Below are 14,780 nucleotides of genomic sequence, written 5' to 3'. Positions count from 1 at the left end.
TTAACCAAACCCATCCATTTCATATTAAGCAAACTACCTTATAATTTCTTTTAAGCTGTAAGCCAGTAGTAAAGATTTATTACCTACCTTATACCTACTGATTTTTAAGCAATTTAACCAAAAACAATGAACCAACATATTATTGTTCCCTTCTGCATACTATTCTTATTTATTTCCTGCGGCACACCAAAGGAAGTCGTTTTGGACACTAACAACATAAAAGAATCTCCTTGGTTATTGGGGTTTGAAAAAACAGCCCTTAACCCTATTATGCAGGCAGATTCATCTTACTCGTTTATTGATCCTATTTCGAAAAAACCGGTTTCTTGGCAAAAAGCCGATGTTTTCAACCCTGGAGCCATTGTACGGAACGATACCGTTTTTCTATTGTTTAGGGCAGAGGACAATCCCGATGCCATATTAGGTGGAAGAACTTCAAGAATTGGGTTGGCGTATAGTACAAACGGCATCAATTTTACCAAATATCCAACACCAGTACTATATCCTGACAATGATGAATTTGCACAATGGGACCAGCCCGGTGGAATAGAAGACCCAAGAATCGTTGAAACAGAAGATGGGACGTATATTATGCTATACACCAGTTGGAACAAGAATATTGCCAGACTATCCAGTGCCACTTCCAAAGATTTGAAAAAATGGACAAAACATGGCCCTGTTTTTGAACAAGCACATGGTGGTAAATTCTTGAACGAATGGAGCAAATCCGGTGCTATCGTTACAGAATTGGTCAATGGTAGATTACTAGCTAAAAAAGTAAACGGAACATTCTTGATGTACTGGGGCGAGTTATTTGTTAACTTGGCCACCTCCACTAATGGCATAGATTGGAAACCGACTCTGAACGAAGAAGGGAAATTACTGCATAGTTTTACCCCTACCCTCAATGAATTTGACAGCCATTTAACCGAACCCGGACCCCCTGCAATATATACTGATGCCGGCATTCTTTTATTATATAATGGAAAAAATCTTAGTGGAGAAGGCGCTACCTCTAAATATCCGGAAGGGACCTATTGTGGTGGTCAAGTATTGTTTGACAAGGAAAATCCTACAATTATGATAAAAAGACTGGAAACCCCTTTTATATGCCCAAGCCTACCTCATGAAATTAGTGGTCAGTACAAAGCGGGGACCACCTTCATCCAAGGCTTGGTATTCTTTAAAGAAAAATGGTTCCTGTACTATGGTACGGCAGATTCAATGGTTGGTTTAGCAGTAAGAAATAAATAAAACCATTCGTAAACCCAGTGTACAATGAAGTTAATTAAAGTATTCATACTTTCCCTTTTTATAACAGGTATTGGCTGTACAGAAAAGAAAACCATAGAAAAACCTTTGCCTACACAAAAAAGACCAAATGTCATCCTGTTTTTGGCAGATGACCAAGGTTGGGGCGATTTGAGCAGTAGCGGCAATTCCAATCTGCACACACCACACATAGACGCTATTAAAAATTATGGGGCATCTTTTGATAATTTTTATGTGCAACCCGTTTGCTCCCCTACAAGAGCTGAATTATTGACCGGAAGATATTTTACCAGATTAGGCGTATATGAAACTTCATCGGGTGGAGAACGTTTTAACCTTAATGAAACCACCATAGCGGAAATACTTCAGGAAACAGGTTATAGAACGGCGGCATTTGGCAAGTGGCATAATGGTATGCAACCGCCTTACCACCCTAATTCTAGAGGATTTGAACAGTTTTATGGTTTTGCGTCTGGGCATTGGGGTAATTATTTTAGCCCCATGCTGGAAAACAATGGGAAACTTGTTCAAGGAAAAGGTTTTTTGGTAGATGACCTTACCGGCCAAGGAATTAATTTTATAGAAAAGCATGCAAACGAACCTTTTTTCCTTTACCTACCCTATAATACCCCACATAGCCCTATGCAGGTACCGGACGAGTATTGGAACAAAATGAAACATAAACCATTAGATTCATTAGCCTCCGTAGATAAAGATGAAGACCTGCAATTTACGAAAGCCGCTTTGGCCATGGTGGAAAATATCGATACCAATGTAGGGCGAATAATGACTACCATAGAACAATTGGGATTGGAGGAAAACACCATCATCATCTACTTATCTGACAATGGACCTAATGCATACCGATGGAACGGTGGAATGAAAGGTAAAAAAGGAAATGTAGATGAAGGCGGCGTGAGAACACCTTTCTTTATTAAATGGCCCGGCCATATAAAAAACGGATTAAATCTTGTTGATATAGCCGGAAGTATTGACTTGCTACCTACTCTTTGCGGCTTATTGGAAATACCCGTAAGCACCAATAAACCTATTGATGGCAAAGATTTAAGTGCTTTGCTATTACAAAAGGACACAACGGTACAGGAACGTTTAATATTTAACCATTGGAACGGAAAAACAAGTGTTAGAAATCAGCAATTTAGGTTAGATGAGGAAAACAGGCTTTATGATATTACCATAGACCGCGGACAGAAAATAGATGTTTCCCACATATATACCACATTAAGAGATTCCTTGATAGCGGCCAAGGAGAATTGGCAAGAAGAAACCATGACACTTCACAAAAACAACGATAAACGTGCTTTTACATTAGGCTATCCACAAGCAATATACACACAGCTACCTGCAAGAGATGGTATTGCCCATGGTTCAATAATACGCAGTAACCAATGGCCCAATGATTCTTTCTTTACCAATTGGAAATCAGTCAATGATTCCATTAGTTGGGATGTTGAGGTAATGGAAGAAGGACGATTTCAAGTTCATCTCTACTATACCTGTCCAGAGAAAGATTTGGGTTCAATAGTAGAATTGAGTTTCAACGGAAGCAAAATAGCAAGTAAAATAACAGAAGCCCACGACCCAGAACTAATAGGCATGCACAATGATCGTGTACCGAGAATGGAATCTTATGTAAAAAATTTTAAAGCGCTTGATTTAGGAACTATTTCCCTTACTAAAGGTAACGGCATTCTTACCCTTAAAGCTCTGGAAGTAAAGAAAAGCCAAGTTGGCGATTTTAGGTTGTTACAATTTAAAAAGGTGGAATAAAAAAAGCTCCAATTCATTTATGATCGGAGCTTTTTATGTCTACTATATCCTTGAGGCTATTCCAGCGATTTTAAATACGTTAAGCTTTGCGGTACCTGAGATACCACATTTGTAGATTCATCTTCAATAAACATATATTCTATACCCAATTTCTTTGCTTCGGCAACAATACCTGCAATATCTATTTGCCCTGTACCCAGGACTACATTGGTTTCATCATCTTCATGCCCTGTATCATTACCCTCAACACCTTTTTCCATATCCTTTAAATGTAGCAATGTAATCTTACTAGGATATTTTTTCATTAATGCCAAAGGGTCCTCACCGCCATGTTGTGCCCAGAATACATCTAGCTCAAATGTATAATTGGTTGCATTCCTTACCATATAATCAAACAAAGTTCCTTTTCTATAAGGTCTAAATTCGTAGCCATGCGGATGATAAACCAAAATAAGTCCACTTTCCTGAAGCTTCTTACCTGCTTTGTTGAATACTTCACTGGCATGTTTGGTTTCTTCCAAAGCCCATTTATTACCTTCATGCGGCACCCAAGCGCACATTACATATTTTGCGCCAAAATCCTTGGCATCCTTAATGACTTTGCCCACATTATTTTCAAGGTCTTCAAAACTGGCTCCTACACTAACCATCTCCAGTTTATTCTCTGCAAGCAAGGCCTTAAACTCCTCTAAAGGCATGTCATACGTTCCACCGCCTTCAATTTTAGTAATACCCCACTCATTGATCAACCCCAGTGTATTGGCTACATCAACCTTAAACTGATTCCTAAGACTATATAGTTGAAGTCCCACTTCTTGGGCCTGTGCCAAATATCCGCTTCCGATAAATAAGGCTGCAATGATTATTTTTTTCATCCTCATAATCCGTTTATGTAAGTAAATTGCCTTCGTCATCCCATTCAGCAATGACATTTCTCTTGCTTTGGTCCACACACTTGGCTATCCATTCCGGATCATAGGCAACACCGTGCTGATCTAGAACATCTTGCGGAACGCCATCCCACACATTAGGGGTATTCCCTTTATAACCCAAATCTGCAATACCTACTTCAGAAGTATAATAACCAGTTACCGTAAGGCCTCTCATGGTGTAAAAAAACTGAATTTCCAAAGGTTGTTCACTCAATGGCTTTTCCGTATCATGCCAACAGATCTCATCACAAATCTGTTTTTTCTGTTCCAAGGTCGCCGATTTAAATTCGGTTCCAAATTCCGTATTACTTTTATGATCTAACCACATTAGTCCACCAAGAAGTGTAGGAGCCATTTCAGGAATATCCTTGCCCATAAATTCAACAAGTTCCGGTACTCCTGCCTCTATTGGTCCGCCATGGGGTTCTTTAGGTGGAAGAATTACTACTGCCAACGCAGCTATAGTTTCCATTTCATGCTCATTGAACAATTGTTCTGCATTCAATTTTTCTATACGCTCCAATTCGGCGGGGGTTCTTCCAAAATATTTTTCGGTACTGGTAGTGATGGTTTCGTCTATAGACTCGCCATTTTCAGTCTTACAGGAATTGAACACCAATCCGGTACCCGCAGCGGCACCACCAAGTATTAGGGTTTGTAAACTTTTTCTTCTATCCATCTTCTAAATATTTTGTGCCTTTAACTGTTCTATGATATAATCAGATGCCCTCCATGAAAGTGCCATAATGGTCCAGGTACAGTTCTTGTCCGCTTGTGATACAAATACCCCTGCATCCACTATAAAAACGTTATCTACATCGTGCAATTGCTGAAACTTGTTCGTAACCGATGTTTTTGGGTCATCTCCCATTCTTGTCGTACCAACTTCATGAATAATCTCACCTGGTTTATGCAATCCATAATCTTGGTCTTTACCGGGTTTTTCCCCTAAATAATGTCCGCCCATGTTATGTATGATTTCTTCAAAGGTATCATGCATATGTTTGGCCTGGTTTCTTTCATACTGAGACCATTTATAATTGAACTTCAGTACGGGGATACCGTATTGATCAACAGTAGTTGGATCTATCTCACAATAATTATCATAGCTGGCCAAGCCTTCTCCACGACCACCAAAACCTATGACAGAACCATAGTATTTCTTGACATCGTCCCGTAAACTATCGCCATATCCTCCAGACTTTAATCCAAAATATTTATTCAATGCATTTGGGTCCCAACCAAACCCGTAATTAGGCTGACTCATACCGCCCCAAACTTCTATATGGTATCCTCTAGGGAAATCCAATTTTGAATTATCTCCCCACCAGGGTGAGTAAACGTGCATACCCCCAACACCATCTTCATTATATGATGTTTTACGGTTCATTAGACCTGGTATTACCCCAGCGGCACTAGCTCCGGTAGAATCATGCAGGTATCTTCCCACAAGGTTACTACTGTTTCCTAGTCCATTAGGGTGTTGTTTACTCTTTGAATTTAAAAGTATACGTGCTGAGCTACAAGCAGATGCGGCCAAAACCACTACCTTGCCCCTTAATTTATACTCTTTTCTGTCCTCTTTGTTGATATAGGAAACCCCGGTAGCCTTACCTTCTTCATTTGTCGTTATTTCACGTACCATGGCATTTACGAACAATTTTACTTGACCACCACTTTTTTGGGCAGGAAAGATTAAACAGCTACCTGCGGAAAAATCCGCATAAATTTGGCAAGACCTACCACATTGGCCACAATAAAAACAGACCCCACGATCTTCATTGATACGTTTGGTCAACATTGAAAGCCTACCCGGTATAACCGGTATGTTAGATTTTTTTGCTCCGTTAATATAGAAAAGCTCATGCAATCTTGGTTTTGGAGGAGGCAGGAAAAATCCGTCAGGATCGTTTTCCCTTCCTTCATTGGTTCCAAAAACCCCAATAAGTTTGTCCAATTTATCATAATAGGGTTTTACGTCCTCATAGCCAATAGGCCAATCATCTCCATGACCATCCCTTGTTTTTCCTTTAAAATCCTTAGGTCCAAATCTCAAGGATATTCGTCCCCAGTGGTTGGTTCTACCACCTAGCATTCGCGCCCGCCACCATTTAAACTCGGTACCTTCTGCATGGGTATATGGTTCTCCCTCAACTTCCCAATCCCCCCAGGACATATCCCATTCTCCAAATGCACGGGTGGTTCCCGCACCCCTTCTTGGGGAATCATAAGGTTGTTTTAACTGGGTCATGGTCTTTGGGTCCGCAGGATCAAAAAATGGCCCTGCCTCTACAACGGCAATATTAAGGCCGGCATCTGCCAACTGTTTTGTTGCCATACCACCACCGGCTCCTGAACCGACTATGATGACATCATAAATTTCTGAGGATTCTTTTATCTGCATAATCTTTCTATTTGTTCGAGCATACAATGTAAATATTAATAAAAAATTATAAATATGTTTTTAGCTGAATAACCTAATATGTTCTACAGGCGTCTGCTTTTATAGTGCTATCGAAACCTATTTATCCGGATATTATTCGCTGGTAAATGTAGAAGCGGGCAAGCCCGCCGCATTAAATAGATTACCTATAGCCGTACTTTTCCAAGCATAACGCACATGCACCGGTAATTTCACTTCCTTGGCACTTACACGCACCACTCCTTTCTTTAAACTTGCCTTAGCAGGATACCAAACCCCATTCTCTCCACTAATTTCAAAATGGTCTATTTGCTTACCCTTGACATACATTCCTTCATCATTATGAAAAGATACTTCTATGGCATTCCCCTGGACTTTAACCATATCATACAACGGACCATTAACTTCCCCGTCAAAAGCATTAAAATGATATTTTAGGGCGATATTGGCAAGTCGCAATCCCACATCTTGCTTGTTTTGGGGGTGAATATCATCAACAGTGCAAATATCACTTGTCATGGCCATGCCGGTATTCTTTAAGGACAACGTTCTGCGCTGTTGGTCCCTGACAATACCTCCTTCATACGTTCCTCCATATTTAAACGGAGCTATTTGTACATAATAAAATGGAAAATCATATTGCCATGCCGTCCTCCATGAAGTAATCATATGGGTAAAAAGATTTTGGTACGATGATGCGTTGGCCGTGTTGGATTCTCCTTGATACCATAGAACCCCAGAAATCTTAAAATTGGTAAGTGGGGCAATCATTGCATTATATAACACAGACGGTTCAATGGTAACCCATTTATTGGGTTTTATGGCTTTATGCGCATTAGCTAATTCCGGAAAAGATTCAAAGACATTTTCCGGTGTCCACACTTCGGCACAGGATGCTCCCCAGGAAGCATCGACCAAGCCAATGGGTACGTTTAACTCCGTTGCCACTTTCTTAGCAAAAAAATAGGCTACTGCACTAAAATCGGGCATGGTTTCCGATGTACAGGCTTCCCACGTTCCCTCTACATCTTCCAGTGGATGAAGTGCCGTTCTTTTTTGCACGGTAAACAATCGTATTAAATCATTGTTCGCATTGGCAATTTCAAATTCCTTATTGTCTATTGTACTGTTGGCACTCCACTCCATATTGCTTTGTCCTGAGCAAAGCCAGACTTCCCCGATCAAAACTTGCGTAAAAATAATTTCATTTCCTTTTCCGGTAAACTTAATGGAATACGGCCCACCTGCTTCAGGTGTTTGCACGGTTACCTGCCATTTTGCATTATTCCCGGTCTTTACAGCTACCGTCTTATCGTTCCAACCCGTATAAATTTCAAATTCCTCGTTGGGGTCTGCCCAACCATACAGTAATACTTCCGCTTCTCGTTGAAGCACCATTTTGTCCGAGAAAATATTGGGTAAGGTAATTTCCGCTTTGACAATAGCCGTTGAACAAATGAAAATCAATAATAAATAAAATCGCATTTTAAAGATAGAAGTGTTAACAGATTTAAATATAAGCAATTATTCAACCTATTTTTTAATAAATAATTAATTTACACTTCCTTTTTATTGCTAATTTCATTACGATGAAATAATTTATTAATACATATCCCTGATTAAAAATTGAACATTATGCCCAATACCCTTCATAGACGACATTTTTTAAAAGCCGCTTCTGCCTCTCTCCTCCTATCTTCCTTAAGCACATATGGATTTGAATTCTTTAAGGACGAGCAGCCTAAAAAAGTTGCTTTGATCGGTACCGGCTGGTATGGCACAAGTGATTTATTGCGACTTATACAAGTAGCCAATGTGGAGGTCACTGCGCTTTGTGATGTAGATTCGGTTTTTCTAAACAATACCGCAAACTTAGTGGCCCAGAGACAGAAAAACGGTAAAAGACCAAGATTGTTCATAGATTACAGGAAAATGCTGGATACCATGGATTTTGATATCGTGCTCATTGGCACACCGGATCATTGGCATGCGCTTATGTGCATAGCGGCACTACAATCTGGCGCTCATGTATACGTTCAAAAACCCACCAGCGTAGATGTTATAGAAGGTGAGGCCATGATTGCCGCGGCAAGAAAATATAATAAAGTAGTACAGGTTGGCACACAACGAAAGAGCACGCCCCATTTAATATCGGTCAAAAAAGAAATTATAGATACAGGATTACTTGGTACTATTGGCCATGTAGATATGTGCTGCTATTACCATATGCGTGCCAATGACAATCCGCCCGAACAACCGGTACCTGATCGTTTGGATTATGAAATGTGGACGGGTCCGGCCCCTATGCGGCCCTATGACGGGTTACCGCATAGAAGGTGGTGGCGAACATTTAGGGAGTATGGAAATGGTATAACCGGGGATATGTGTGTTCATATGCTGGATACCGTTAGGTGGATGTTGAATTTAGGGTGGCCCAAACGCATAAGTTCCGAAGGTGGAATTTTTGTTCAAAAAAATGGTAAGTCAACTATTTCCGATACCCAATCTGCAGTATTTGAATACGATAATTTCAATTGCAACTGGCAGCACCGTACGTGGGGAAATGCCGCTGATCCGGAATACCCTTGGGCCTTTAAAATTTATGGAGAAAAAGGTATGCTCAAAGCCGATGTCATGAAGGCGGAATTTGTTCCTGCAAACGGTGATGCCCCAATAAAATTCGAGGTACTTTATGAGCGAGAGGCCTATCCTGAAGACCTTAATGAAAAAGACATAGAACTACATGCAGCACCGGCAACCAGAAGACATATGCTCAATTTTTTAAATGCCATACAAAATGGCACAAAACCTATTGCGGATATTGAGGAAGGACACATCTCCTCTGCCAGTTGCATATTGGCCAATCTGTCAATGGACCTAAAAAGGCCATTGGTATACGACCCCAAGAGCAGAATGGTTGTTAATGATCGGAAAGCAACTGACCTATTGCAACGTACCTACAGGGGAAATTGGGTACACCCACACCCAGATACCATTTAGACTATTGCATTTTTTTGGTTGAGCCCCTTACCAATAAGCTGGTCTTTACCGTTTTAGTCTCATAAGGCAGTCCCGGATTTTGTATTCTATTGATCAAGAGTTTGGCGGTAAGTTCACCAATATACTTTCCATGTTGGCTAACCATGGTCAACGACGGAGTTACATACTTGGACAATTGCCCATTGGTAAACCCAATTATAGAAATATCATTGGGCACATTATACCCCCTAGCCTTTACAATTTCCAATACTTTTACAGCAGTAATCTCATCAAAGCCAATAATACCCTCTATTGTTTTATAATTTAAAAGAAAGGACATTAGCAGATCAAGGTCGTCCTTGGGCGTAAGGTTCATGACCAATTTGGCATCGAACGGAATCTTAAATTCCTCTAATGCCTTCTTATAACCCAGTAACCTTAATTTCCCTACACTTGAACTTCCCGTTGGGTTAACGACCGCTATATTGGTACAGCCCACATTGATCAAGTGCTTGGTCGTTTTATAACCAGCCTCAAAATCATCTACTACCACCTTATCACATTCCAAAGCATCTGCAACCCTATCGAACAAAACAACAGGTATGTCATTGTTTATAATATCTATAAGGGCATCATGCTTATTTTCATTTTGCGTTTCCTCTGCAAGGGATATAATCAATCCATCAACGGTGCCAGAATCAAAAAACTCCAAGGTTTTACTCTCTTTTTCACTGGATTCATCGCTTATACAGCTAATAATATTATACCCGTTCTCATTGGCTACTTTTTCAATACCGTACAATACTTGAACAAAAAAATAATTAAGGATATTGGGTACTACGACACCTATGGTCTTGGTACTTCTATTTAAAAGGTTTAGGGCCAGCCTGTTTGGCTTGTAATGCTTGGCTTTTGCATATTCCTGAATTTTCGCCTTTAAATCAGCACTGATTTCATGGCTATCGTTCACAGCTTTGGAAACTGTTGAGATAGAAACCTTAAAATGCCCAGCAATGTCCTTTAAAGTAACTTTCTTCATGCGTTTATTGATTAAAACGTACCCATTACAAACTTAGCAAACCTTTTATATATAAAAAGCAAACTGTCCCAAAGGAATACCAAGGGACAGATCGCTATTACATTAAGCTTTTACAATCCCTAAACCAACATATTAAATGCCGGTATAAGGGATCGATGAATTATATATATTGGTTGATGATATTTTCAAATAATTCTTGCTTACCGCTTTGCAAGGTCAACTCACCATTTTCCTTTGCAATTTCATAAAGATCCATGAAGTCCAATTTGCCATTTTCGAAATCTTTTCCTTTTCCGGCATCAAAGGAACTATATCTTTTTTCACGTAACGCATTGTAGGCCGATGAAGAAATGATTTTATCCGCAGTCAATAATGCCCTGGCAAAGGTATCCGCACCGCCAATATGTGCCAAGAACACATCTTCTAGATCGGTACTGTTTCTTCTGATCTTGGCATCAAAGTTTACGCCACCACCTTGTAAGCCACCTGCGGCCAAAAATACCAACATGGCTTCTGTGGTTTCTTGGATATTGTTAGGGAACTGGTCCGTATCCCACCCGTTTTGGTAATCTCCTCTGTTCGCATCCAAACTACCTAACATGCCCGCTTTGGCGGCAACGGCCAATTCATGTTGAAAAGTATGCTGGGCCAGAGTTGCATGATTGACCTCTATATTCATTTTAAAGTCCTTATCAAGACCATACTCCTTTAAGAAACCAATAGCCGTAGCAGAATCAAAATCATACTGATGTTTCATTGGCTCCATTGGCTTGGGCTCAATAAAGAAATTACCTTTAAACCCTTGTGATCTAGCATAATCCCTTGCCATGGCCAAAAATTGACCCATGTGGTCCAGTTCACGGCCCAAGTCTGTGTTCAACAAGGACATGTATCCTTCACGACCTCCCCAGAACACATAATTTTCACCACCTAGGGCAATGGTTGCATCTAACGCCAACTTAATTTGGCCACCGGCCCTGGCCAGTACATTAAAATCTGGATTGGTCGCTGCACCGTTCATGTATCTTGGATTAGAAAAACAGTTTGCCGTTCCCCATAATAATTTTTTCCCAGACGCCTTTTGCTTCTCCTTTACATAATCTGTTATAGTGGCCAATCTCTTTTCAGATTCCGCAAATGTGGGTGCTTCCTGTATTAAATCAAAATCATGAAAGCAATAGTAATCAAAGCCAATTTTTTCAAAAAATTCAAATGCCGCATCGGCCTTATCCTTTGCCGCTTGTATGGGATCGGATGATTTATCCCATTCAAAATTTTGGGTACCAGGACCAAATGGGTCCGAACCCTGACCACAGAACGTATGCCAATAAGCGGTAGAGAACTTAAAATGCTCTCTCATGGTCTTACCGGCCACTACTTGCTCTGGGTTATAGTATTTGAAAGCCAATGGATTATCGGATTCCTTTCCTTCAAACTTGATTTTATCAATTCCTTTAAAATATTCCTTGTTTGCCATTATGTTGATTTTATTTGTTGTTTAAGATTAATTCCAATTCATTTTTCCATGCGGCATATGCTTTTTCATACCCCGTTTTGTCCATTTTGGGACTAAAGGTCATAACATAATCATTCTCTAAAATTGCCTTGCCGTACGCCTCAAAATCTCCCCTGTGCAAATTAGCGGCCCTGGCCGCACCAATTGCACCGGTTGTATTATAAATTTCAATATCGTACCCTATTAGCGTTGCCACGGTGGAAGAAAATATTTCCGACCTAAAAAGGTTATCGTTTCCTGCACGCATGACATTGACTTTTATACCGTCTGATTTCATGATTTCCATGCCGTAAACAAAAGAGAAAGCAATACCTTCCAATGCCGCCCTACATAAATGTCCTTTGCCATGATTGTTCAAGTTCAGGTTTACGATCCTTGTTCCAATATCCTGATTTTTAAGCATTCTTTCCGCTCCGTTACCAAAGGGTATTAGCGCAATACCATCAGAACCGATCGGTACTTCATTGGCAAGGGTGTTCATTTCATCATAGGATGCTACATTCAGGTTGTTCAATAGCCAACGGTATTGTATTCCAGCACCATTAATACATAATAATTTACCAATTCTTGCAGGTTGCCCCGGGGTATAGTTGACATGCGCAAAATTATTTACCCTAGAACTTTCCTTGACCGACAAATTATCCGTAACCGCATAAACTACACCAGATGTACCACCAGTAGCCGCCACTTCACCCGGTTTAAAAACATTTAAGGTCAATGCATTATTGGGTTGATCACCGGCCCTGTACAATATAGGTGTGCCAATCTTAATGCCACTTTCCGTTGAGCCCTTCTCGTTTACGTTGGATTGTACCGAAAATGTATCTACAATATCAGGAATCAGTTCTTTTTCCAAACCATAATGATCTAACAATAGTTGGGCAACGGCATCATTTTTAAAATCCCATAAAATACCCTCTGACAACCCTGATACAGTTGTATTTACCACTCCCGAAAATTTATAAGCAATATAATCCCCAGGCAGCATGATCTTGTGAATTTTAGCGTATACCTCAGGTTCATTTTCTTTTACCCACTTTAATTTAGAAGCGGTAAAGTTTGCAGGAGAATTCAACAAGTGGGTATCGCATACTTCCGGTCCAATTTCTTCATAGGCTTTTTCGCCAATTTCAACTGCCCTACTATCGCACCAAATAATTGATTTGCGTAACGGAACACCATCCTTATCTATTAGGACCAATCCGTGCATTTGATAAGAAATGCCAATACCGGTAATCCCCGTTGCATTAATATGGTATTCATTACATAAGCGTTTTATGCCACTACATACATACCCCCACCAATCTTCCGGGCTTTGCTCTGCCCAACCATTTTTAACCGCCTGCATGGACATTTCTGTCTCCGGTTCCGTAACTACACCAATACTTTTACCTGTTGAGGCTTCAACTAAGGCAATCTTTATTGATGAACTTCCTATATCTAGTCCTAGATGATACATATTTGTTGTGAGTTGATTTTAGCTTTATTAAGTTAAACCAAAAATAACGACTATACGCCCACAACATGTTTATTGCCACGAAAATAAATAGTAGAGCGCTATATACTGTAGGTAAAAAAAATAAAAATATCCTATAACAAATTGAAAATCAATTTATTATAGGATATTTTACTGTTCGAAAATTATCGAAAGGGTTTTCGTAAAAGGCTATCCTAGTATAATTGCAATCTACTAATATTCCTCCAATTGGTTTTGTAACCGTTCCAATTTGGTAAGTGCCTCTGACTTGGAATTTACATCTAGTTTAAGATAAATGTTCTGGATATGAAAATTGACCGCGCTGGGTGTCACGAACAGTTTTTCAGCTATCATTTTATACGTTGCGCCTTGACATAGAAAATCTACTATCTGGTTTTCACGTTCAGAAAAGAAAGCAAACGTTCTTTTATGGAAATTGCTTATAAACTTTTTTACGATATCATTGCTCATAGCAGCACCTTCCTTTTCTATACTGCTTAAGGCATGCTCAAGTTTGTCCAAGGTCAATGGTTTGGTCAAATATCCGTTGGCCCCTTTTTTAAAGGCTTTTTTAATAACTTCAAAATCATTGATTTCACTGAACATAATAATATTGATACCCCAGTTCTTTTTTCTAAATAATTTAATGGCATCTATACCATTAACATCATCCAGGTCAATTTCAGATAACACTATTTGTGGCCTAGTATGCTTAAAATCCTTTAAGGCTAGGTTGGCAGAAGTATAACTTCCAACTAGTTCATAATCTTCCAATGCATCAAAATGGTTTTTATAAACTATGTGCATTGAGCTATCTCTTTCTAAAATTATTATTCGAGTCTTGGTATTTTTCATTTTTTCCAATATTTAATACTGTTATGCCGGGAGCCGCACAACAAAAGTTTTGTTTTAAATACAATTAGGAATCCAAATACGTACTTGAAATTTTTACAAAATCTACCATTATACACTTATACCCTGTAAAAGGATATTGTATTGAAAAGGCATAAAATTGTCCTATAAAAATTCTGTACTGAAGTAGTAGTTTAAATTCCGGTTACAATTTAAAATCTAGCTAGTGACCTGTCTAGATGTAAAATTGAATGAATTAAAACGCAAATAACTTTTTAGGAAAATGATTTCTGAAAGGAATCCAGAAATTGAAAAATTACGATGAATGAGATCGCTTAAAAATAGTAGGTAATTGTTTTTCATGGTTTTGGGGGGATTTGGGATTAAACAATGTTTACAATTAATTTGGTTCGAGAAATATAATGTTAAAAGTTATAAAATCGTTAAAATCATAGGAATTTTCGTTCAAATGCAATGTTTTGAAGAAAAATGCTACCGTT

At 39.3% G+C, this 14,780-nt stretch carries 11 protein-coding genes; 3 read left to right on the top strand and 8 right to left on the bottom strand.

Going from position 1 to position 14,780, the window contains the following annotated elements:
- Positions 1 to 126: 126 nt before the first annotated feature.
- Complete coding sequence (locus CHB68_RS05630; protein WP_089259899.1) at positions 127 to 1,254, top strand: glycoside hydrolase family 130 protein; 1,128 nt, start codon at positions 127 to 129, stop codon at positions 1,252 to 1,254.
- 24 nt (positions 1,255 to 1,278) lie between these two features.
- Positions 1,279 to 3,063: an arylsulfatase gene (locus tag CHB68_RS05625; protein WP_089259898.1), complete on the top strand. Its 1,785-nt coding sequence runs from the start codon at positions 1,279 to 1,281 to the stop codon at positions 3,061 to 3,063.
- A gap of 56 nt (positions 3,064 to 3,119) precedes the next feature.
- On the opposite strand, the gene CHB68_RS05620 is transcribed toward CHB68_RS05625, so the two are convergent.
- The 4 genes from CHB68_RS05620 to CHB68_RS05605 form a co-directional block, all read right to left on the bottom strand.
- Positions 3,120 to 3,938 carry a sugar phosphate isomerase/epimerase family protein gene (locus tag CHB68_RS05620; RefSeq protein ID WP_245838833.1) on the bottom strand — a complete coding sequence of 273 codons (819 nt, stop codon included), beginning with the start codon at positions 3,936 to 3,938 and terminating at the stop codon, positions 3,120 to 3,122.
- A 13-nt stretch (positions 3,939 to 3,951) separates the two neighbouring features.
- On the bottom strand, positions 3,952 to 4,674 hold the full coding sequence (locus tag CHB68_RS05615) for a gluconate 2-dehydrogenase subunit 3 family protein (RefSeq protein ID WP_089259896.1): 723 nt from the start codon (positions 4,672 to 4,674) through the stop codon (positions 3,952 to 3,954).
- Between the two features lie 3 nt (positions 4,675 to 4,677).
- The gene (locus CHB68_RS05610) at positions 4,678 to 6,399 is read right to left on the bottom strand and encodes a GMC family oxidoreductase (protein ID WP_089259895.1); all 1,722 of its coding nucleotides are present in this window, start codon (positions 6,397 to 6,399) and stop codon (positions 4,678 to 4,680) included.
- Between the two features lie 132 nt (positions 6,400 to 6,531).
- The gene (locus tag CHB68_RS05605) at positions 6,532 to 7,902 is read right to left on the bottom strand and encodes a sialate O-acetylesterase (RefSeq protein ID WP_089259894.1); all 1,371 of its coding nucleotides are present in this window, start codon (positions 7,900 to 7,902) and stop codon (positions 6,532 to 6,534) included.
- Between the two features lie 150 nt (positions 7,903 to 8,052).
- On the opposite strand from CHB68_RS05605, the gene CHB68_RS05600 reads away from it, so the two are divergent.
- Positions 8,053 to 9,417, top strand: coding sequence for a Gfo/Idh/MocA family protein (locus CHB68_RS05600; RefSeq protein ID WP_089259893.1), 1,365 nt, complete (start codon positions 8,053 to 8,055; stop codon positions 9,415 to 9,417).
- Position 9,418: 1 nt separating this feature from the next.
- Here the strand turns inward: CHB68_RS05600 and CHB68_RS05595 are convergent, their stop codons facing one another.
- From CHB68_RS05595 to CHB68_RS05580, 4 genes are all read right to left on the bottom strand, one after another.
- Positions 9,419 to 10,435: a LacI family DNA-binding transcriptional regulator gene (locus CHB68_RS05595; RefSeq protein WP_089259892.1), complete on the bottom strand. Its 1,017-nt coding sequence runs from the start codon at positions 10,433 to 10,435 to the stop codon at positions 9,419 to 9,421.
- 160 nt (positions 10,436 to 10,595) lie between these two features.
- Complete coding sequence (gene xylA, locus CHB68_RS05590; RefSeq protein ID WP_394339886.1) at positions 10,596 to 11,912, bottom strand: xylose isomerase; 1,317 nt, start codon at positions 11,910 to 11,912, stop codon at positions 10,596 to 10,598.
- A 10-nt stretch (positions 11,913 to 11,922) separates the two neighbouring features.
- Positions 11,923 to 13,410: a xylulokinase gene (locus CHB68_RS05585; protein WP_089259890.1), complete on the bottom strand. Its 1,488-nt coding sequence runs from the start codon at positions 13,408 to 13,410 to the stop codon at positions 11,923 to 11,925.
- 231 nt (positions 13,411 to 13,641) lie between these two features.
- Entirely contained in the window at positions 13,642 to 14,283 is a 642-nt protein-coding gene (locus tag CHB68_RS05580) for a response regulator transcription factor (protein WP_089259889.1), read from the bottom strand.
- Between the last annotated feature and the right edge of the window lie 497 nt (positions 14,284 to 14,780).

This window comes from Maribacter sedimenticola (genome assembly GCF_900188415.1).
Taxonomy (GTDB): domain Bacteria; phylum Bacteroidota; class Bacteroidia; order Flavobacteriales; family Flavobacteriaceae; genus Maribacter; species Maribacter sedimenticola.
Note: the sequence above shows the minus strand (reverse complement) of the source record. Positions and strands in the feature narration are given on the sequence as shown.